Genomic DNA, 20,951 nt, shown 5'->3' on the forward strand with positions numbered 1-20,951 from the left:
CGGAGGTTAGTGACCCATCCCCAGGCCGCCGTCGACAGGGATCACAGCGCCGGAAATATAGCCAGCATCGTCCCCGGCGAGCCATGTGACAACGCCGGCCACCTCATCCGGAGTCGCGAAACGCGCGGCCGGGATGCTCGCCTTGTACTGCTTCTGTGTCTCTTCCGGCAGCTCAGCAGTCATGTCGGTCTCGATGAAACCCGGCGCAACGACGTTCGAAGTGATGCCGCGTGCACCAAGCTCACGCGTGAGCGAACGCGCGAACCCGACTAGTGCGCTTTTGGACGCGGAATAGTTGACCTGCCCGGCCGAACCATACAGTCCGACGACGCTGGAGATCAGGATGATGCGTCCGAAGCGTGCACGGAGCATCCCCTTCGAAGCCCGCTTGACGACCCGGAACGTACCACCCAGGTTCGTCGCGACCACGCTGTCGAAGTCATCCTCGCTCATACGCATGAGAAGAGTGTCCTTGGTGATACCTGCGTTCGCGACGACGATCTCAATCGGACCGAGTTTGGCTTCGACCTCTGTGAATGCGGCGTCGATGGCTGCGGCATCCGTCACGTCCGCTCGAACGGTCAATGTGCCCTCTGGCCCTTCGCCGCTGCGGGCCGTGACCGCGACACGATAGCCGTCGCGCACGAAGCGCTCCGCAATCGCACGACCGATACCTCGGTTGCCTCCGGTGACAAGGACGACGCGTTCTGAACTCATGTTTTCACTCCAATGGCGCTCGGTCAGGCCCGAGCAATCATATCGGGGTGCGCTTCAGCCCTCGGGCAAATTGACACCGCCTGGGTCAACTGCGAGCCTGAGTGCAACGAAAGGTAGCGGCATGAGCGGCAACAATGATTTCCCCGGGGTAGAACCCACTGTTCCCCCTGTCCCCCAGGCGAATCCCTACGCTCCGCCACAGCCGTATCCCGGCGCCGCAGTCCAGCCGGCCGCAGTCCAGCCTGCCGCCCCTAGCTACCCGGCCGCCCCCAGCTACCTGGCGGCGCCTGCACAGCCGTCCGCGCCGAACTATTACGCACCGCAGCAGCCCTACGCTGGCGGGCAGCCCTACGCTGGCGGGCAGCCCTACGCCGCTGGTCAGCCATACGCTGCACCGCGTCCGACCAGCGGACTCGCAGTGACCTCGTTGATCACCGGCATTGCCGGGATCGTTCTCAGCTTTGCGTTCATCCCGCTGCTGGCATCCATCGTCGCGGTGATCACCGGGCACATGGCACTCAAACAGACTCGCCAAAACCCGGCAATAGGTGGGCGCGGCCTCGCGATCGCCGGTCTCATCCTCGGCTACGTCGGTGTGGCGATCCTCGCGATCGCCATCATCATCGGCATCTTCTCGATTATCCTGATCGGGACCGCGGGATTCCTGCCGTTCTTCCTGTCGTAGAACCGGCATTCTGCGTCGAGCAGCGGCGTCCGCAGTACGCCACGCGGCGTAGGCTGGAAGTACCGTGAAGCACTCCCGTCATGCACCAGCAGTAACCTCCCTGCCGCAGTCTCCGCAGGACGAGGCGACCGGTCGCGTGCGCCGTTACACCCTCACAATGCTGATCCGTGGAGTGTGTTTTCTCCTCACAGTTCTTATCACTCCATACGGGTGGTACACCTGGGTGTTCGCGTGCGGTGCCGTAGTGCTCCCCTACATCGCCGTCGTCTTCGCCAACGCGGTCAGCCCGACCGTCACTGCAGCGCCAGAATCACCGATGCAGGAGTTGTCGGCTCCAGCCACGGAGCCTGATTCCTCTGCGGAGGCTGAAGATTCGACGATCATCACCATCCAGGAACGTCCGAAGGATGACGAACAGTGACGACCGAGTGCTCGCGCGCCGCATGCCGCAACGCCGCCACGCAACACATCGTCTGGCGAAACCCTCGAATTCACGCCGCTGATCGCGAGAAGATCTGGCTCGCCTGCGATGAGCACGTCGCCTATCTGCATGATTACCTCGCCGCCCGTGATTTTCCGGTGACGGTGCGAGAAGGACTGCCTGAATGAACAATCGCTTCGTCCGGTGGGGTCTCTATCTCGTTGTCTCCGCCGCACTCGCTGCCGGGTGCGTGTTCCTTTCTAACTGGCAGTTCGATCGCAATGCGGGCCGCGCCGAACAGATTGCACTCGTCGAGCAGAACTACGATGCCTCGCCGATGCCCCTCGCGGACGCCATCGGACCTGACGGCGCACTCGACCCTGCGGATGAATGGCACCCCGTTTTGCTGCAGGGTGAGTATCTCGCCGACGAGCAGGTTCTGGTCCGCAATCGCCCACACGGTGGCACGAGCGCATTCGAGGTGCTGGTGCCATTCCGTGACGTCGATGGGCGCGTCTTCATCGTCAATCGTGGGTGGGTTGCTCCGGGCGAGGGAGCCCTCCCCGACGTAGTACCAGACCCACCGACCGGCACAATCGAGGTCATTGTCAGGCTGCGCCCTGGTGAGCCGCTACCCACCTCCGGGCGCAGTGCCCCCGAAGGACAGGTGCCAACAATTCACCTGCCGAGCATCGAGGTGACCACAGACGGCGACGTCATCACGAGCGCATACGGGTTGCTGGTGAGTGAGGCCCCGGCCGCTGAGATTGCACTCGGTGGGTTCGACTCCCCCACCAATGACCCTGGCCCCCATCTCTCGTACGCAATCCAATGGATTCTGTTCGCACTGATGGGGTTGATTTTCGTCGGCTACATGATTCGCACTGAGGTGCAGAAGCACCGCGAAGAAGTCGAAGGACGCCCCGCTCGAGTCAAGAGATCACGACGCCGTGATCACGACGCGGATGCCGAAGACGAGATGCTCGACGACGTCGACGCTCGCGTCTGAGAAGGGTCGTTCAGACAACGGCTCCCGCTCCCAGCGCTATCCCAAGACTCAGAGCTGCGAGCACGATCGTTGTCGGCGTCATGGTGTAGCGCTCGGGCTTCGAACGCGAGATGGCGTTCATCGGGATGCCAAGGCAGAAGTATCCGAAGATCACCCACATGGTGACGACGGAGAAATCGCCAGGAAAAATGTCGATCGCTTGGAGACGGTCGAATGCGACGACGGCAATGAATGCGTAGATGAGCACCGACACCGCACTGCCGATGCGAAATCCAAGTGGCAACACACGATGCTGCCCGCCCCACGCGAAACGTCCGATCGGTGCGCCGAAGACCAGCGCAATCTGGAATACGGCAAGAATGGCGAGAATGATCGCGAGAAAGATGGCGAACGGCACAACCACAGCGTAGTCAGTGCGGGTGTACCGCGTGTGGCCGTGAAGCTACCGGGCTCAATCGTCGAGCAGATCCGGTCGTCGCTGTCGGGTGCGCTCGAGCTGCTGCTCACGACGCCAGGCAGCGATTGCTCCGTGGTTGCCGCTGAGCAACACATCCGGTACGGCGCGCTCACGCCAGGTCGAGGGTTTCGTGTACGAGGGATACTCGAGCAGACCATCCTCGTGCGATTCTTCGACAAGGCTTTCCGGGTTGCCGACAACACCCGGAATCAGCCGACCGACGGCTTCGATCATCGCCATCGCAGCCACCTCTCCGCCGTTGAGCACGTAGTCGCCCAAGCTCACCAGGCGTACTTCACCCAGCGAGGCTGCATACTCGAACACCCGCTCGTCAATGCCTTCGTAGCGGCCGCAGCCGAAGATCAGATGCTCCCGGGTGGCGAGTTCTCGCGCGGTCGACTGGGTGAAGAGCTCACCGGCCGGCGACGGGAAGATGATCGTCGGCCGATCTGAGCCAACCGCGATCTGGTCCAGCGCGACACCCCAGGGCTCGGGCTTCATCACCATTCCGGCGCCACCACCGTATGGAGTGTCATCGACTGTGCGGTGGCGGTCGTGCGTGAAGTCCCTCAGGTTGTGGACGCCGAACTCGATGAGGCCTGCGACCCTCGCCTTCCCCAGGAGGGATATATCGAGGACGTCGAAGAACTCCGGAAATATCGAAACGATGTCGAGGCGCATCCTCTCAGTCTCCCATCTCAACAGCCGCAGCCCACAACCGAGTGCGGACAACGGTGAGCAAGAGGTGATCGGACGGTAACCCCCGGAGTGCTCGAGCGAAACAGCACCGCAATAGCGTCGGATCGACACCTCAGCCCTGACACGATCTTCCGAGAGGAACACGTATGAGCAACACCGATACGCGGGTCGCCACGCAGTACACGAGCCCGCTCACACGCCGGCCGGGGCGGTGGATCGAGGGCTGGGATGCCGAAGACGAGACGTTCTGGGAAGCCGAAGGCCGAACCATCGCCCGCCGAAATCTCGGTTGGTCGATATTCGCCGAGTTCCTCGGGTTTGTGGTCTGGCAGCTGTGGTCAATCGTCGTGGTGATGCTTCCCCATGCCGGCTTCTCCTTCACCAGTTCGGAATCCTTCTGGCTCATCTCCCTGCCGAGCCTCGTCGGCGCGACGCTTCGCATCCCTTACTCGTTCATGGTGCCGCGCTTTGGGGGTCGGAATTGGACTGTCATTTCCGCCGGTCTGTTGCTCATCCCGACCGTGCTGCTCGCTCTTGCGGTCGGGAATCCAGACACTCCGTTCGGCGTGATGCTGTTCATCGCCGCGATCGCGGGCCTCGGTGGTGGGAACTTCGCAAGCTCCATGTCGAACATCACCTTCTTCTACCCACAGCGGGAGAAGGGGTGGGCGCTCGGCCTCAACGCCGCCGGTGGCAACCTCGGTGCCTCTGTTGCCCAGTTCGTCGTACCAATTGTCGTCACGATAGGGGCGGCCGCGACGGTCAACCTCTCCCTGGCTGGCTGGATCTGGGTGCCATTCATCGTGGTCGCCATGATCGGCGCGTATAAGGGCATGGACAACCTGTCCAGCGCCAAGGCCGACGTCCAGGCTTCGCTTGCCGCGATCAAGGAGCCGCACATGTGGATCCTCTCGCTCCTTTATGTCGGAACCTTCGGATCCTTCATCGGCTTCGCCGGGGTGTTCCCAAAACTCATCGCCGATCAGTTTCCCGATTTCAGCAGCTTCCAGATCGGCACGGCCTCTGTATCGCTTGCATTCACGGGTGCACTCGTCGGATCCATCGCTCGCCCGTACGGCGGGCGACTCGCTGACCGCTTTGGCGGCAGTCGAATTACTCTCGGTGCGTTCGCTGTGATGGCACTTGTGGCGTTGCTGGTGATCTGGACTCTGCCGCTCGACAACTTTTGGCTGTTCCTCGGCTGCTTCCTGGTCTTGTTCGTCACGTCCGGCGTCGGTAACGGCGCGACCTACCGCATGATTCCCGTGGTGTTCGCCGTCCGTGCAGGTAAGGGTCCCGCCCTTCCTGCGCAGCGCACTTCCGCTGCCGCGCTCGGTCTCATCTCCGCAGTAGGCGCGTACGGAGGGTTCCTCATCCCCCAGGTACTGAATCTGTCGCAGAGCTCGACGGGAAGCTACTCGACAGCTTTCGCTGGGTTCGTGGCGGCCTACCTGTTGTTCATGATCGTCACATTCACGGTGTACGTACGCCCTCGTGGCGCGCTCGCCGGACACCGCATCTGAGCCGCCGAATAGAACGAAGCCCCGGTCCGCGGACCGGGGCTTCGTTCTATGTGCACTGAGCGGGGTCGGCACCCGCTCAGTAAACGTCGCGCACGTACCGCTTGTCGACGGCCAACTGCTTGGTGAACCGCCCGGCGGCCACCTCATCGAGCCCGCCGTGAGTGCGTGCGATCCGCATCAGCTCGGCATCGACATCCTTGGCCATCCGCTCGGCATCGCCGCAGACAAAGAGGCTCGCACCGTCCTGAAGCCACCGCCACAGCTCCGCGCCATGCTCGCGCATGCGATCCTGCACGTAAATCTTCTGTCTCTGATCGCGCGAGAACGCGGTGTCGAGGCGAGTCAGGAATCCGTCCTCGCGCATGCCGAGCAGCTCGTCGCGGTAGTAGAAGTCGGTCGCGGAGTGCTGTTCGCCGAAGAACAGCCAGTTTCGGCCGGTATGCCCCTCGGCGCGCCGATCGTGCAGGAAGCCCCGGAACGGAGCGACGCCGGTGCCTGGACCGATCATGATCATGCTCGCGGTCGGGTCTGCCGGAGGTCCGAAGTGCGGGGAGCGCTGCAGGTAGATCGGTACCAGGGTGTCCTCAGCACGGTCTGCGAGAAAGCTCGAGCATACGCCGCCGCGGGCACGGTCGCCCTCGGCGCGGAAGCGGACCACCGAAACAGTCAGCTCGACCCGGCCGTGACCCTCCTTAGGACTGGAGGAAATCGAGTACTGCCGCGGCTGTAGCCGCTTGAGGACGTCGAGCCACTCCTCGGGCGTTGCCTGCACTGGGTGCTCGCGAAGCACGTCCACGGCATGCCGGCTCCATGCGTATTGGGCGAAGCGATGGGAGTTCTCGTTACGTCTCAGAGCAGCCAGTTCGCTGCTACGACTGCGCTCGGCAATGAAATCAATCACGTCGCCGCCGATGCGGGTGATGTCGAAACGGGTGCGCAGCACGTGCTCGAACAACTGGTCCTGGCCGTCGACATGCACGACGGCAGAGGGTTCCAGCCCCGTTGCGCGCAGCCACTCCGTAACCATCGCTGGGCTGTTGTCACAGACCACGCCGAGGGCGTCGCCAGCTGTGTAGGTGTGCTCTAGGTTGGCGAGGTCGAAGCCGAACCGTCGCACCTCTTTCTGTGAGCCCTCGATGCTGAGCAGTTCATTCACGGTCAATCGTGCGGACAGCGGGTTCCTGCGTGTGAACGGGGCGGCCTCTGCCTGTACGGCGGGTGGCGGGCTTCCAGCCGGCTCGGTGCGTCCAGGGGCGGACGCCGGCTCCGTCCCGGCGGCGAATGCGTCCAGGGCTCGAGCCAGCCAGACCGCGGGGGCGTCGTCATCGAAAGGTTCGCAGTCGACCCGGTCGAGCAGCGCGACGGCGCCGAGCGACCGGAGCCGCTCGTCCACGCGCCGCCCGTGACCGCAGAAGTCGTCGTAGCTGGAGTCCCCGAAGGCGAGCACGGCGAAGCTCAGGCCGTCCAGCGACGGCGCAGCGTTGGCGCTGAGCTCATCCCAGAACGACGAGCCATTGTCCGGTGGCCCGCCCACGCCGAACGTCGAGGTCACGACGAGCAGTCGCTGCACGCCGCCCAGGTCAGCGGAGGGGAACTCATCCATGTTCACCAGGCGCGCGCGCATGCCCCGTTCGGCGACCGCCGCCACGCACGATCCCGCGAACTCCTCCGCATTCCCGGTCTGCGAGGCCCAGAGGATGGTGACCTCGAGTGTGGTGGCAGCGCCTGGCGTCGACCCGGCGGCGACCGTAGATACCTCCTGGCCGACCCGCGAATAGGTCCCGGCCATGAGGCCGTCAAACCAGAGCCGAACCTCGGCGGAGACCGGGGCGGTCGACGGTAGAACCGGCACGACTCCGCCCGGCGGCGGCACAGACGCGAGCGCCGATAGGAACCCCGAGACATAGAGCTGCTCGGCGGGGCCGGGCGTTGGCGCGGTTGCCGTGAACGCCTCGAGTGCCGACGAATGGGAGACGATGTCGCTCACGGGCTTCGCTTCCGCCGGAGCGGGCCCGACGCGACGGAGCGCCACGGCGGAGAATTTGAACTCGGGCTGCAGCGACGCCTCGTCGACGGCGTCGCTGGTGACCGCGTTGATGGTGACGTGCTCGCCGTGCTCGTCGTTCCAATGGAACGGCGCGAACAAGCCGCCGGGCCGAACGCGGTCGGTTACGACGGCGGACAGCACCACGCGTCCGCGGCGCGAGGCGACCTCGACTTGATCGGTCGCGGCGATCCCGAGGGCCACGGCATCGTCGGGGTGGATCTCCACGAACGGGCCTGGGGTGAGCTTGTTGAGCTTCGCGACCCGCCCGGTCTTGGTCATCGTGTGCCATTGATGCTGCAGGCGGCCGGTGTTGAGCACCAACGGGAAGTCATCGTCCGGCATCTCGGCGGGATCGGCATGCGGCCGAGGGAAGAACTGCGCGCGTCGCGACGGTGTAGCAAAAGCCAGGCGCGGCGCGGAACCGTCGTCGTCGACGTGGAGACGCTGGCTAATCCCGTCGTTGAGGTAGCGGATGGGATGGCGATCGGCGTCATCGTCGGGCGGAGCGGGCCACTGAACTGGCCCGCGTCGCAGGCGCGCGTAGTCGACGCCGCGGACGTCCCACCCTGTTTGTGGGTTCCAGAACGAGCGGATCTCATCGAAGACTTCCTCCGCCGACGAGTATGCGAATCCCTCGGCGAATCCCATCGCGCGAGCGACGTCGCAGATCGTCTGCCAATCTGGTCGGGCATCCCCTGGCGCATCGGCGGCATGCCCGACGAGTGTCATGGTGCGATCGGAATTGACCGTGACACCCTCGGATTCGACCCAGAGCGTCGCTGGGAGCAGGATGTCTGCATAAGCGGCGGTGGCTGTCTCGGCGAACACGTCCTGGACGATGACCAACTCGGCGCGCTCAAGCGCCTCGATAACGGTCGCCCGGTTCGCGACTGTGGCGACCGGGTTCGTGCAGATGATCCAGGCGGCCTTGATGCCGCCGCCTGCCATGTCACGGTACATATCGATCGTTCCCGTACCGCTCTCAGCCCGGATCGCCCCTGGCTCGAGGCCCCACACATCCTCGACGAACGCACGGTCGGCGGTGCTGAAGACCGCCCGCTGCCCCGGCAGGCCGGGTCCCATGTAACCCATCTCGCGGCCGCCCATGGCATTGGGCTGCCCGGTGAGCGAGAACGGCCCGCTGCCGGGGCGGCAGATGGCTCCCGTCGCAAGATGGAGGTTGCAGATCGCGTTCGTGTTCCATGTGCCATGGGTGGATTGGTTCAGGCCCATGGTCCACAGCGTCATCCACTCGCCGGCCTCAGCGATCCAGCGCGCGGCGGTGCGAATGTCGTCCTCGGCGAGGCCGGTGATGCGCGCGACGGCTTCCGGCGGATAGTCAGCGAGGAGCGGCGCCATTGCCTCCCAGCCATCGGTATGCGCCGCGATGAACCCCTCGTCGATCGCGCCCTTCTCTACGAGCAGGTGCAGCAGTCCGTTCAGCAACGCGAGATCCGTTCCTGGTGCGATCTGCAGGAACAGGTCTGCGGCGTCAGCCGTCGCCGTCCGGCGGGGATCCACGACGATCAGCTTCGCACCGCGCTTGAGGCGATCCGACATTCGCAGGAACAGGATCGGGTGGCAGTCTGCGGTGTTCGAACCGATCACGAAGAACAGGTCAGCGTGGTCGAAGTCCTCATACGATCCGGGCGGGCCATCAGCGCCGAGCGATTGCTTGTACCCGGTGCCGGCGGAGGCCATGCACAGTCGTGAGTTCGACTCGATGTGGATGCCGCGGACGTAACCCTTGATGAGCTTGTTCGACAGGTACTGCGCTTCGATCGACATCTGCCCGGAAACATATAGCGCTACGGAGTCGGGGCCGTGCTCCTCGACGATCGCTCGCAGCCGCTCCCCTGCGAGGCGGACGGCGTCGTCACGGTTGACGTGCTCGAGTGGTTCGCCCCGGCTTGGGCGGCGGGACGCAGAGGTCATCCGGCCGGGTGCCGCCATCATCTCGGTGTGTGCGCCGCCCTTGGTGCACAGGCGCCCGCGGTTGGTGGGATGCTCCTTGTCGCCGACCACCTTGCTAACGACGGCAACGCCAGTCGCCGCGGTCTCCGTGGTGACCGTGATGCCGCAGCCCACACCGCAGTACGAACACACCGTGCGCAGCGGAGTACGAACATCACCCATGCCATCGAGCATCCGGCATCGACGTTGCCGGAGCTTTCCCGCGCTGTTTCCGGCGGATCACATGTGACGCACACGCCTCCCGCAACGATGTGAGCGGGGGTAGTCGTCGTCAGGAGGCGTCTTGCCCGTCTTCGACGCCGGAATCCTCCGGCGCATCGTCCGGAAGTTCTTCGAAGAGCCCTGCAGGCGGAGTCACGATCACTCGGCCGGCGGCAAGGTCGACGGAGGGGACGATGGCTTCGACGAAGGGAACCATGATGTTCGCGTCATTGTCGGTGCCTTTTGCAGGCCGGACGATGAGAAGATCTTGCGCCGGCATATGTTCGACACGGACAACCTTGCCGACGATCTTCTCGTCGCGCACGACGTCGAGGCCGACCAGCTGGTGGTCATACCAAGCGTTCTCTTCTACATCGTCAGAATCCTGATCGATCCAGAGGATGGCGCGCACTAGGCCATCGGCAGCCTCGCGATCGTCGATGCCGTCGAAGAACACGACGGGGTTTCCGTTCATCACCCGGTACTCGCGCACGGTGACGGTCTTGCGATGCCACGGAGATGCCTCAGGCACCTGCAACGTGAACTCGGCTCCGGTTGTGAAGCGCCGCGCTGGATTGTCCGTGTACAACTCCAGCTTGAGCGCGCCCTTCAGCCCATGAGCCTTGACGAGGCGTCCGACGCGCAGCTGGTTCTTACCCTGGTTTCGGTCTGCGGATTCCACGTCAGTCGTCCGCGACGTCAACGCGAATGCGCTGCCCATCAGCGAGGGCAGTGATGAGCGTACGTAGTGCTTTTGCGGTGCGGCCGCCGCGCCCGATTACGCGCCCCCGGTCGTCGGGGTGCACGCGCACCTCGAGCAGGTCGCCTCGCGGCGACGTGGAAGCGGTGATCTGAACTTCTTCAGGGTGATCAACGATCCCCTTGACGATGTGTTCGAGCGCGGCGGCAAGCACGGCGATTATTCGGCGTCGGTAGCGGGGGCCGCAGAGGCCTCCGCGTCGGCAGCGGCGGGGGCCTCCTCAGCGGGGGCCTCCTTCTTCTCCGCCTTCGGCTTTACGACAGACTTCTTCGATGCGTCAATCTCGAAAGGCACCTTCGGTGCCTTGACCTGAACGGTCGAGACTGCGTCCTTGTCGCCCTTGAACTTGCCCCAGTCGCCCGTGAGCTTGAGGATGGCGGCCACCTGGTCGGACGGCTGCGCGCCGACGGAAAGCCAGTACTGTGCACGCTCGGAGTCGACCTCGATGAACGAGGGCTGCTCGGTGGGGTGGTACTTGCCGATCTCTTCGATCACTCGACCGTCGCGCTTGGTGCGCGAGTCGGCGACGACGATGCGGTAATAAGGCGCGCGGATCTTGCCCATGCGCTTGAGACGAATCTTTACAGCCACGATTCTCCTGAATTGTGTGGAAGGAAACGAACTGGTCGCCTGGAGAGTGGGGTGCACACCCGGCGGAAGCTCAAATGAGTGAACGAGTTCTGGATAGAGGGTCGAGAACATCGTTCGACCTTCCATTCTGCCAGATTCGGGAGCGAGTCGCGAAACGAGAGGCGATCTGGATATTCGTGTCGCGCTCGCTGCGTGTCAGACTGTGCTGGTGAAGCAAGATTTCGCCGTCTCCGCCCGGTCTACCGTCGGACTGGAATGGGAGATTATGTTGGCCGATCCTGCCACCGGAGATCTCATCGGAAGAGCACCGGAGCTCTTGCACGCGCTGGAAGGCGAGAGCGAGCTGGAACGGCACACCGTCACCGGCGAACTCCTCACGAACACGATCGAAGTGACCAGTGGGATCGGTGAATCCGTGGGGCAAGCGGTCAGCGACATCGCCAACGCGATCGCCGCGGTCCGCGCCGCCACCGACCCAGCCGGAATCGAGCTGCTGTCCGCTGGCAGCCACCCGTTCGCGCAATGGTTCGACCAGCAGGTCACAGATAAGACGCGGTACCACCAGCTCATCGAGCGTACGCAGTGGTGGGGACGCAACATGATGATCTGGGGCATCCACGTACACGTCGGCGTCGAAGACCGCGACAAAGTCTTCCCAATCATCAACGCACTCTCCTGCTACCTCCCACATCTGCAGTCACTCGCAGCATCAAGCCCATTCTGGGCTGGTGAGCGCACGGGTTATGCATCCAATCGTGCCCTGGTGTTCCAACAGCTCCCCACCGCGGGGTTGCCCTGGGCGTTGCACAACTGGGGCGAGTTCGAGCGTTATCTCGATGACATGGTTCGCACCGGTGTGATGGCTGATGCAACCGAGGTGCGCTGGGACATCCGACCAGCGCCGCGGTGGGGAACGATCGAGGTGCGTGCATGCGATGGACTGTCGACGCTGACGGAACTGGCGTCCGTCGGCGCACTCGTACAGGTTCTCGTCGAGCATTTTTCGCGCCTGCTTGACGCAGGTGAACAGCTGCCGACTATGCCAGCCTGGTTTCATCGTGAGAACAAGTGGCGTGCGGCGCGTTATGGTCTGGATGCTCGGCTGATTGTGGATGCCGACGGCACACAGCGTCGGGTTCGGGAGCATCTCACCGAGACGGTCACCGCACTGGCGCCCATTGCACGCGACCTCGGCTGTGCCGAAGAGCTCAGGGGGATCACCACAACCCTTGACGAAGGGGCGAGTTATGAGCGCCAGCTTGCCGTTGCGGATGCCACCGACGGCGACCTCCGCGAAGTGGTACAGCATCTCATCCGCGAGTTCCGCTCCGGCCCTGGGGCTCCGGTGATCTGAACAGGTGCGGCGCTGTCAGTCCTCGTCGACCCAGTCGAAGGTGCGAGTGACAGCTTTGCGCCAGCGCGCCAGCCGACGATCGCGCTCTGGCTTGTCGATTGCGGGTTCCCAGCGCGCATCCTCGCGCCACAGAGCACGAAGCTCGTCGAGGTCGGCCCACACTCCGACCGCAAGCCCCGCCGCATATGCCGCACCAAGAGCCGTCGTTTCGATCACGTCAGGACGGATGACGGGCATGCCCAGCACATCGGCTTGGAATTGCATGAGCGTCGTGTTGCCGACCATACCGCCGTCCACTCGCAACTCTTTCAGCGGTAATCCGGTGTCTGCGATGACGGCATCGAGCACCTCCCGGGTCTGGAAGGCGACAGCTTCCAGCGCCGCACGTGCGATATGGCCCTTGTTCGCGAACCGGGTGAGGCCGAGGATTGCGCCCCGCGCATCCGGGCGCCAGTACGGTGCGAACAGGCCGGAAAAAGCCGGGACGATGTAGACCCCACCGTTGTCATCAACGGTGAGAGCGAGTTCTTCGACTTCGGGTGCCTGCGAGATTATTCCTAGGTTGTCGCGCAGCCATTGGACGAGCGATCCGGTGACGGCGATGGATCCTTCCAGGGCATACCGAGGCGCATCCTCACCGAGGCGGTAGGCGACGGTCGTGATCAGTCCGTTGTCGCTTGCGACGATCTCCTCCCCTGTGTTCACGATGAGGAAGTTGCCGGTGCCGTAAGTGTTCTTGGACTCGCCACTGCCGAAAGCGACCTGCCCGAATGTCGCCGCCTGCTGGTCGCCAAGAATTCCGGCGATCGGCACGCCGTCGAGCGCGGTGCCGACGGCGGTGCCGTACACCTCGGATGAGGAGCGGATGTCGGGGAGCATCCCTCTGGGTACCCCGAATGTCTCAAGTAGGTCGTCATCCCAGTCGAGGGTGCGCAGATCCATCAGCAGAGTGCGGCTGGCGTTGGTGACGTCGGTGACGTGGACGCCACCGTCGATGCCACCGGTGAGGTTCCACAGCACCCAGGTGTCGGCAGTGCCGAAGAGTAACTCGCCTTGCTCTGCCCTCTCACGCGCACCCTCGACGTTGTCGAGAATCCAAGCGATCTTGGAGGCGGAGAAGTAGGTGGCAAGCGGAAGGCCGGTGGTGTCTGCGAATCGGTGCACACCCCCGTCCGCGGCGAGGGCGTCGATAAACGACTGAGTGCGGGTGTCCTGCCAGACGATCGCGTTGCAGATCGGTTCGCCTGTAGTGCGGTCCCACACGATCGCCGTCTCACGTTGGTTGGTGATCCCGATTGCGGCGACGTCGGATGGTGCGACGCGGGCCCGCTCGACAGCGACATCGATCACAGCCTGGACGTTCGTCCAGATCTCGGCAGCATCGTGCTCCACCCAGCCCGCCTGAGGAAAGAGTTGCTCGTGCTCACGCTGACCAGTGCCGACGATCGTTCCTTTCGCGTCAAAGACGATGGCTCGCGTGCTCGTGGTGCCCTGATCGACGGCGACGATGTGCATATTTATTCTCCCCAGCCGGTGACGGCGTTGTCTGGTCTGCTGCACAGCCTAGAAGAAGTTGGGTAGGTGCCTCAGCACGGCTGCACGAACGTGCAGCTGCCGTCCTGGATCACGAGCCAACGAGCTGCTCAGCGAGATGTTCATCCAACACGAGATCGGTGATCAGGCGCGTGGCTATGGCTCCACGCAGGCTCGGCAGCTTCTGCACACCGGAGACAACGCAGATTCGCCGCGAGGCTCTTGCAAGCACGGGGAACGCCGGGCCGGTGGCCCGATTGTTCAACTCAATGTCGTTCCAACTGCCGTCCTGTCGGTAGAAGACTGTGGCGATGTCGCCGACGATTTGCTCATCGCGAAGACTGCGGTAGTCGGCCTTGTCGAGATATCCGCCGATGTACACGCGGCTGGGGATCTCTGCGAACGGGGAGCCAAGTCCGAACAAGATGACGTCGGCGCGTGCCTGCAGATCGAGCACGCGGCGAGTGCTGCGCTCACGCCACATCGCCTCTTTCGTACGGGGGTCGTCGAAGAACGCTGGCACCGGGAATTGCTGGATGCCTGCGCCAAACGACTGGCCAAATCGGTGCAGGATCTCGCTGGCGTAGTCCACTCCTGTGGTGAAGGTGTTTCCCGCACCGTTGAGTTGCACCACAGTGGAGTTGTGCGTCTCCTTCTTCGGCAAGTGCCTGCTGATCGCGTCCAGCGTCGAGCCCCAGGCGATACCCAGCGTCATGTTCGAGTCGAAGTACAGCGGCAGTTGGCGTGCGGCGCTCATGGCCACCCGTTCAAAGCGCTCCACATCAGACAGACCCTGCGGGGTCGGCACGACATGTGCGGCAATACCGAATCGCGCTCGAATGGTTTCCTCCAGGCGCAGCTCCTGGCCCTGTGGCGGGTGTATCTGAATTTCGACCAGACCACTGTCTCGGGCATGGGTCAGCAGCCGCGACACCGACGAGCGAGAGGTCGCCAGTTCGCGCGCAATCGCATCCATGGTCATGTCTTGCAGGTAGTACATCTGCGCGGCGCGCAACGCGGTTGTCGCCCTCGGATCACTCAGTGATCTATCGATCATGATTCCTCCTTGCACGTTCGTGCACCGTGCTTGCGCGGTTGTGCCGATCGGCTCAGGATATACCTGTAGGCCCAGCAAGGAGAGACGATGAGCGCTGTCAGCACCAACCCGACCGAGCGGGAGAACGTCCGCTCTGCGCGTGAAAGCGCCCGCACCAGTGTTGTCATCATCGGCGCTGGCATCAACGGCATCTCCACCTTCCGTGATCTCGCGATGCAGGGTGTGGATGTGCTGCTCGTGGAGCGCAATGACTTCGCCTCCGGCGCCACTGCGGCATCCAGTCATATGATCCACGGCGGCATCCGCTACCTCGAGAACGGCGAGTTCCGTCTCGTTAAAGAATCCGTGCAGGAACGCAACGGACTTCTGAAGATCGCGCCGCACTATGTGAAGCCCCTCGAGACCACGATTCCGATCTACTCGACCTTCTCCGGCATCCTTGCCGCTCCCCTGCGCTTCGTCACCCACAAGTCGGGCAAGCCGCAGGAGCGCGGCGCGTTCCTGATCAAGATCGGCCTCACCCTCTACGACACGTTCTCCCGCGATGGCGGAACCGTGCCGCGACACCGTTTTGTCGGGCGTAAGAAGTCGCTGGCGCAGCTGCCGGCGCTCGACCCGAACATTAAGTACACCGCGACGTACTATGACGCGTCGGTGCACGACCCAGAACGCCTGGCGCTCGATGTGTTGCGCGACGGTGAGGCGGCTCACGCTGGCGCTCACGCGCTCAACTACGTCGAAGCCATTGGCATGGACAACAAGGGTGTGCGCCTTCGCGACCGCGAGACAGGCACCGAGTTCCATGTCACGGCCGACGTCGTCGTGAACGCCTCCGGCCCGTGGACCGATATCACCAACGAATCGCTCGGCACCGAGACCGTGTTCATGGGTGGCACCAAAGGCTCGCACATCGTGCTTGATCACCCCGAACTGCTGGATGCCACCGCAGGGCGCGAGATATTCTTCGAGCACTCCGACGGTCGCATCGTTCTCATCTACCCGCTGAAGGGCCGCGTACTGGTTGGCACCACTGACCTCGAGGCAGATCCGCGCGAGCCTGCACGATGCACCGATGAGGAAGTGGACTACTTTTTCGCATTGATCGCGCATGTCTTCCCGAACATCAAGGTCGACCGCTCACAGATCGTGTATCGCTATTCCGGCATCCGGCCGCTGCCACACCACGATGACACCGCTCCTGGGTTCGTGTCGCGTGACTACCGCATCGAGCGACGCAAGGATGCTGCATCTCCTGCTGTCTTCAGCCTCGTTGGTGGCAAGTGGACGACCTTCCGCGCTCTCGGCGAGACGCTGGCTGATCATGTGTTGGACGAGCTCGGCCGTCAGCGGGTCGCCAGTACCGTCGGAGTTCGCATCGGCGGCGGCAACGGTTACCCCAAGACTCCGCGCCGGAAGATCGAGTGGCTCCGAGAAAACGTCGGCGATAACGAACGCGGTCGCGTGCTCTTCACCCGCTACGGCACTCGCGCGGCGGACGTCGCGACGTTTGTCACCGAGGCCGACGATGAACAGGTTGTCGGTGACACTCTGTCAGCACGAGAGCTGCTCTGGATGGTAGAGAACGAACAGGTCTGCCACGTCGCTGACGTGGTGTTCCGTCGCACCAGCCTCGCTTTCACTGGCAATGCCGATGCCGGGGTTGTGCGTGCGATCGCCGAAGCGCTCGCACCGCTTCTCGAGTGGGATGCCGCGCGCGTCGACGCCGAGATCAACGACACGCTCACCCAACTGCGCGAGGCGCACGGAGTGAACGTCGCCGCAGATATCCCCGCAGGCTGAATGAATTTACGAGAAAGGCTCCCACCGCATGGTGAGAGCCTTTCTGCGTTTCAACGTCAGTTCTTGCCGAAGAGCTTCTGAATCTCGGCCATGTCTGCCTCGGTAGGGGCCTTCTGGCCGCCCAGTCCGAATCCGGAACCGGTGGGCTGGGCAGTGGGAAGACCGGCATCCTCGGCCGCCCGCTTCGCGGGATTGCCCGAGCGCGATACTGCCTTGGACTTGCTGCCCTTCTTGCCGCGCTTGGCCGAGGCCCCTGGACGTCCCATGCCTGGCATCGCACCCATCCCCGGAATGTTCGGGGTGCCGCCGCGTGCGACGGTCTTCATCATCTTCGCTGCCTGCTCAAAGCGCTGGACGAGCTGGTTGACGTCGGTGACGGTCATTCCTGAACCCTTTGCAATGCGCATGCGGCGCGAGCCGTTCAAAACCTTGGGGTTATGGCGCTCGCCCGGGGTCATCGAGCGAATGATCGCCTCAGTACGGTCGATCTCGCGCTCATCGAAGTTCTCGAGCTGATCCTTCATCTGGCCCATACCCGGGAGCATCCCGAGCATCTTCTTCATCGACCCCATCTTCTTCATCTGCTGAAGCTGGCCGAGGAAGTCCTCAAGGGTGAAGGTCTCGGTCGCAAGCTTCTCGGCGACCTTCTGCGCCTCTTCCTCGTCGAAGGCCTCCTGTGCCTGCTCGATGAGGGTGAGGATGTCACCGAGGTCAAGGATGCGGCTCGCCATGCGATCGGGATAGAACGGCTCGAGATCGTCGAGGCCCTCGCCCGTGGAGGCGTAGATGATCGGACGTCCGGTCACGGAGGCCACCGACAGTGCCGCACCACCGCGTGCATCGCCGTCGAGCTTGGACAGTACGACACCGGTGAAGTCGACGCCCTCTTGGAACGCCTTCGCCGTGTTTACGGCATCCTGACCGATCATCGCGTCGATGACGAACAAGACTTCGTCCGGGTTTGTGGCCTTCCGAATATCGGATGCCTGCTTCATCAGCTCCGCATCGACACCGAGACGACCAGCCGTATCGATGATGACCACGTCGTGCTGGTGACGACGAGCGTGCTCGACCCCGTCACGGGAGACCTTGACTGGATCGCCAACGCCGTTGCCAGGCTCGGGAGCGTAAATGGTGGCCCCGGCCTGTTCTGCGACCACCTGCAGCTGGTTCACAGCGTTCGGTCGCTGCAGGTCAGCAGCCACGAGGAGCGGGGTGTGACCGTCCTTCTCGAGCTGCTTGGCCAGTTTTCCCGCGAAGGTCGTCTTGCCGGAACCCTGCAGACCCGCGAGCATGATCACGGTCGGCGGAGACTTTGCGAACTCCAAGCGACGCTGCGCACCGCCGAGGATCTGCACGAGCTCCTCGTTGACGATCTGTACGACCTGCTGAGCCGGATTCAGCGCCTTGCTGACCTCGTCACCCAGCGCACGTTCGCGCACCTTCGCGGTGAACTCCTTGACGACGACGAGCGCGACGTCGGCATCCAGCAGGGCGCGACGGATCTCGCGGACAGTGCCGTCGATGTCGGCAGCGGTGAGCTTGCCCTTCGTGCGAAGGTTGCGGAAGGTATCGGTGAGCCGATCGGAGAGCGTGCCAAAGGTAGCCATGGTGCTCTCGATTCTACGCGAGCGGAGCCTCCACGCTCAGCGCGGCACGAAGGTGCTCTCTGGCGCGCTGGTAACGACCCGAGCGGTGAATGCCGGGATGCCGAGCGGGCCGGCCTCGTCCCCACCAGATTCGCCAGGTCAGAGTCCCCAGGAGAGTGCGCTGATCGCCTGGAACGCGTCACGCAACACCGTCTCCGGCGATCCCCGCCCAGCACCGTGCTCAGCCCAGACGCGCAGTGATGAGAGCACGGCCGCGGCCTGCGCGGCCCCAAGGATGTCGGCCTTGATCACATCGACGCCCGATGATGACGCGGCCCCAGCGATCGCTGCGGCGAGACGCGCATGCCTGATGCCGGTGTCACTGATGAGCTCTTCTTGCAGTCCCATTGCGGCCGAGTTGCGCAGCGCAAGGGCCAACGGATCAGGGGCGAAGTCCCGCACGACGTGCAGCAGGATGTCGCGGACGGAATCACCCGTCGCGTCCGTGCCCAATGCGCTCAGCGCGGCGACCGCCTGCGCGATGCGCTCGTCGAGCCCCGCCCACAAAACATCTGACTTCGACGAGAAGTAGTTGAAGAAGCTTGAGCGACTGACACCTGCGCGCGTGGTGATGTCCGCGACTGACGTGGCTTCGTACCCCTGCTCAAGGAACAACTCGCACGCGGCTTCAGCGAGTGTCTCCCGCGAGGAAGCGCGAGGGCGTCCGGCGCGGGGTTCGATATTCATAGTTTTACCGTACCGCGTGCCACATTCTTCTTTAGATTCACTATTGTTAGACACAATCCAACAATGCACGAAAGGCGATCATGCTCGACATCCTCACACCGGGTCTCGCCCCAGACCTCGTCCCCTACCTCGAGGGCTGGGAACTTCAGCGACGTGTCCACGCCGACGTCGTCGACGGCACTCGCCCCGACACTCTCCTTCTGCTCGAACATGAGGCCGTTTACACAGCTGGCAAGCGCACAGAAGCACATGAGCGCCCGCAGGACGGAACGCCGGTGATCGACGTCGACCGAGGTGGAAAGATCACCTGGCACGGCCCTGGCCAGCTCGTCGGATACCCGATCGTGCGGCTGCCTGAGCCGATGGACGTTGTCGCGCATGTGCGGCGTCTTGAGCACCTCCTGATAGACGTTCTGAAACCACTCGGCGTGAACGGATACCAGGTCGAAGGCCGCAGTGGCGTCTGGGTACGCCGTCCGCTGTCCGAAGACAAAATTGCCGCAATCGGCGTTCGCGTGCAGAACGGCGTCACCATGCACGGCTTTGCGATCAACTGCAACAACTCGCTCGCCGGATTCCAGGGGATCATCCCGTGTGGAATTACTGATGCCGGCGTAACGACGGTGAGCGAGGTGGTGGGGGCCGACGTCTCCCCCGGCGAGATCATCGACGGCGTGAAGTCTGCCTTCGCCACCGAGTACGAGGGAGTCCTCGCGTGAGTACCGCAGCACCAGATGGCCGCAAGCTTTTGCGACTCGAGATCCGCAACGCCGAGACTCCAATCGAACGCAAGCCAGAGTGGATCAAGACCAAGGCAAAGATGGGGCCGGAATACACTGCTCTGCACTCGCTCGTCAAGGAAGAGGGCCTGCACACCGTATGCCAAGAAGCGGGATGTCCGAACATCTTCGAGTGCTGGGAAGATAAAGAAGCGACCTTCCTCATTGGCGGCTCTCAGTGCACTCGTCGCTGTGACTTCTGCCAGATCGACACCGGCAAGCCGGCCGACTACGACACCGACGAGCCGCGACGGGTGGCCGAAAGCGTCACTCGCATGGGGCTTCGCTACGCTACGGTCACCAGCGTCGCCCGCGATGACCTGCCAGACACCGGGGCCTGGCTGAACGCCGAGACCGTCCGGCAGATCCACGCGCACAACCCCAACACAGGGGTCGAACTGCTGGCGAACGACCACAGCGGCGATCCAGCGTTTCTTGGCGAGATTTTCGACGCGCGGCCTGAGGTGTTCGCCCACAACGTCGAGACCGTGCCACGCATCTTCAAGCGGATCCGTCCCGCGTTCCGCTACGAGCGGTCGCTGGACGTACTCACTCAGGCTCGAACGGCCGGGCTCATCACCAAGTCGAACCTCATTCTCGGCATGGGCGAAGAACCGGAGGAGATCGTGCAAGCTCTGCAGGACCTCCACGACGCGGGATGCGACATCATCACGATTACGCAGTACCTACGCCCCTCACCGCGGCATCTGCCGGTGGCCCGCTGGGTGAAGCCTGCGGAGTTCGTCGAGTTCAAAGAGGAGGCCGAACGTATCGGGTTCCTCGGCGTGCTCGCTGGTCCTTTGGTGCGCTCGTCATACCGCGCCGGACGGCTGTGGGCGCAGTCGATGGTGTCGAAGGGGCAGGAGATCCCCGCGCACCTGTCACACATCGCCGACACCGCCGACCTCGGATTCGCGCAGGCAGTGTAGTCGGTCGGGCCAGGAAAAACAAAACGAGAAATGAACAAGCCCTTCCAAACCGGTACTGCACCCCATACACTCACCCGCA

At 63.5% G+C, this 20,951-nt stretch carries 20 protein-coding genes; 9 read left to right on the forward strand and 11 right to left on the reverse strand.

Annotated features, from left to right (window positions below; all coding sequences use genetic code 11):
* Positions 1-6 precede the first annotated feature (6 nt).
* A complete protein-coding gene (locus AC1C2Q_RS00425; RefSeq protein ID WP_495448586.1) occupies positions 7-717 on the reverse strand; it encodes a beta-ketoacyl-ACP reductase in 711 nt (236 codons plus the stop codon).
* Between the two features lie 121 nt (positions 718-838).
* Between AC1C2Q_RS00425 and AC1C2Q_RS00430 the strand changes: the two genes are divergently transcribed.
* From AC1C2Q_RS00430 to AC1C2Q_RS00445, 4 genes are all read left to right on the forward strand, one after another.
* Complete coding sequence (locus AC1C2Q_RS00430; RefSeq protein WP_495448587.1) at positions 839-1,402, forward strand: DUF4190 domain-containing protein; 564 nt, start codon at positions 839-841, stop codon at positions 1,400-1,402.
* 64 nt (positions 1,403-1,466) lie between these two features.
* The gene (locus tag AC1C2Q_RS00435; RefSeq protein ID WP_495429095.1) at positions 1,467-1,823 is read left to right on the forward strand and encodes a DUF3099 domain-containing protein; all 357 of its coding nucleotides are present in this window, start codon (positions 1,467-1,469) and stop codon (positions 1,821-1,823) included.
* Positions 1,820-2,011, forward strand: coding sequence for a hypothetical protein (locus tag AC1C2Q_RS00440; RefSeq protein WP_495429096.1), 192 nt, complete (start codon positions 1,820-1,822; stop codon positions 2,009-2,011). The genes AC1C2Q_RS00435 and AC1C2Q_RS00440 overlap by 4 nt, the downstream gene beginning before the upstream one ends.
* Positions 2,008-2,832: an SURF1 family cytochrome oxidase biogenesis protein gene (locus tag AC1C2Q_RS00445; RefSeq protein ID WP_495448588.1), complete on the forward strand. Its 825-nt coding sequence runs from the start codon at positions 2,008-2,010 to the stop codon at positions 2,830-2,832. Before AC1C2Q_RS00440 ends, AC1C2Q_RS00445 begins: the two co-directional genes overlap by 4 nt.
* Before the next feature lie 10 nt (positions 2,833-2,842).
* On the opposite strand, the gene AC1C2Q_RS00450 is transcribed toward AC1C2Q_RS00445, so the two are convergent.
* Together AC1C2Q_RS00450 and trmD are read right to left on the reverse strand one after the other, a co-directional pair.
* On the reverse strand, positions 2,843-3,229 hold the full coding sequence (locus tag AC1C2Q_RS00450; RefSeq protein ID WP_495429098.1) for a hypothetical protein: 387 nt from the start codon (positions 3,227-3,229) through the stop codon (positions 2,843-2,845).
* Between the two features lie 54 nt (positions 3,230-3,283).
* On the reverse strand, positions 3,284-3,970 hold the full coding sequence (gene trmD, locus AC1C2Q_RS00455) for a tRNA (guanosine(37)-N1)-methyltransferase TrmD (protein ID WP_495429099.1): 687 nt from the start codon (positions 3,968-3,970) through the stop codon (positions 3,284-3,286).
* 164 nt (positions 3,971-4,134) lie between these two features.
* Between trmD and AC1C2Q_RS00460 the strand changes: the two genes are divergently transcribed.
* A complete protein-coding gene (locus tag AC1C2Q_RS00460; RefSeq protein ID WP_495448589.1) occupies positions 4,135-5,511 on the forward strand; it encodes an MFS transporter in 1,377 nt (458 codons plus the stop codon).
* 76 nt (positions 5,512-5,587) lie between these two features.
* Here the strand turns inward: AC1C2Q_RS00460 and AC1C2Q_RS00465 are convergent, their stop codons facing one another.
* The 4 genes from AC1C2Q_RS00465 to rpsP all read right to left on the reverse strand — a co-directional run bounded on the left by AC1C2Q_RS00465 (position 5,588) and on the right by rpsP (position 11,084).
* Positions 5,588-9,694: a bifunctional nitrate reductase/sulfite reductase flavoprotein subunit alpha gene (locus AC1C2Q_RS00465; protein ID WP_495448590.1), complete on the reverse strand. Its 4,107-nt coding sequence runs from the start codon at positions 9,692-9,694 to the stop codon at positions 5,588-5,590.
* 109 nt (positions 9,695-9,803) lie between these two features.
* Positions 9,804-10,415, reverse strand: a complete 612-nt coding sequence (rimM, locus tag AC1C2Q_RS00470) for a ribosome maturation factor RimM (RefSeq protein ID WP_495448591.1) — start codon at positions 10,413-10,415, stop codon at positions 9,804-9,806.
* A gap of 1 nt (position 10,416) precedes the next feature.
* On the reverse strand, positions 10,417-10,647 hold the full coding sequence (locus AC1C2Q_RS00475; RefSeq protein WP_495429103.1) for an RNA-binding protein: 231 nt from the start codon (positions 10,645-10,647) through the stop codon (positions 10,417-10,419).
* Between the two features lie 5 nt (positions 10,648-10,652).
* Complete coding sequence (gene rpsP / locus AC1C2Q_RS00480) at positions 10,653-11,084, reverse strand: 30S ribosomal protein S16 (RefSeq protein ID WP_495448592.1); 432 nt, start codon at positions 11,082-11,084, stop codon at positions 10,653-10,655.
* A 208-nt stretch (positions 11,085-11,292) separates the two neighbouring features.
* On the opposite strand from rpsP, the gene AC1C2Q_RS00485 reads away from it, so the two are divergent.
* On the forward strand, positions 11,293-12,438 hold the full coding sequence (locus AC1C2Q_RS00485; protein ID WP_495448593.1) for a glutamate--cysteine ligase: 1,146 nt from the start codon (positions 11,293-11,295) through the stop codon (positions 12,436-12,438).
* Between the two features lie 15 nt (positions 12,439-12,453).
* On the opposite strand, the gene glpK is transcribed toward AC1C2Q_RS00485, so the two are convergent.
* Positions 12,454-13,953: a glycerol kinase GlpK gene (glpK, locus tag AC1C2Q_RS00490; protein WP_495448594.1), complete on the reverse strand. Its 1,500-nt coding sequence runs from the start codon at positions 13,951-13,953 to the stop codon at positions 12,454-12,456.
* A 109-nt stretch (positions 13,954-14,062) separates the two neighbouring features.
* Entirely contained in the window at positions 14,063-15,028 is a 966-nt protein-coding gene (locus AC1C2Q_RS00495) for a sugar-binding transcriptional regulator (protein ID WP_495429107.1), read from the reverse strand.
* Between the two features lie 87 nt (positions 15,029-15,115).
* Between AC1C2Q_RS00495 and AC1C2Q_RS00500 the strand changes: the two genes are divergently transcribed.
* Entirely contained in the window at positions 15,116-16,828 is a 1,713-nt protein-coding gene (locus AC1C2Q_RS00500) for a glycerol-3-phosphate dehydrogenase/oxidase (protein ID WP_495448595.1), read from the forward strand.
* 56 nt (positions 16,829-16,884) lie between these two features.
* On the opposite strand, the gene ffh is transcribed toward AC1C2Q_RS00500, so the two are convergent.
* Positions 16,885-18,438 (reverse strand): signal recognition particle protein, encoded by a 1,554-nt coding sequence (gene ffh / locus AC1C2Q_RS00505; RefSeq protein WP_495448596.1) that lies wholly within the window; start codon positions 18,436-18,438, stop codon positions 16,885-16,887.
* Between the two features lie 138 nt (positions 18,439-18,576).
* Positions 18,577-19,164: a TetR/AcrR family transcriptional regulator gene (locus AC1C2Q_RS00510; protein ID WP_495448597.1), complete on the reverse strand. Its 588-nt coding sequence runs from the start codon at positions 19,162-19,164 to the stop codon at positions 18,577-18,579.
* A gap of 80 nt (positions 19,165-19,244) precedes the next feature.
* On the opposite strand from AC1C2Q_RS00510, the gene lipB reads away from it, so the two are divergent.
* Both lipB and lipA read left to right on the forward strand, forming a co-directional pair.
* The gene (lipB, locus tag AC1C2Q_RS00515) at positions 19,245-19,883 is read left to right on the forward strand and encodes a lipoyl(octanoyl) transferase LipB (RefSeq protein ID WP_495448598.1); all 639 of its coding nucleotides are present in this window, start codon (positions 19,245-19,247) and stop codon (positions 19,881-19,883) included.
* Positions 19,880-20,872 (forward strand): lipoyl synthase, encoded by a 993-nt coding sequence (lipA, locus tag AC1C2Q_RS00520; protein WP_495448599.1) that lies wholly within the window; start codon positions 19,880-19,882, stop codon positions 20,870-20,872. Before lipB ends, lipA begins: the two co-directional genes overlap by 4 nt.
* Positions 20,873-20,951: the final 79 nt, after the last annotated feature.

The sequence above is a fragment of the Microbacterium sp. Y356 genome (assembly GCF_059445355.1).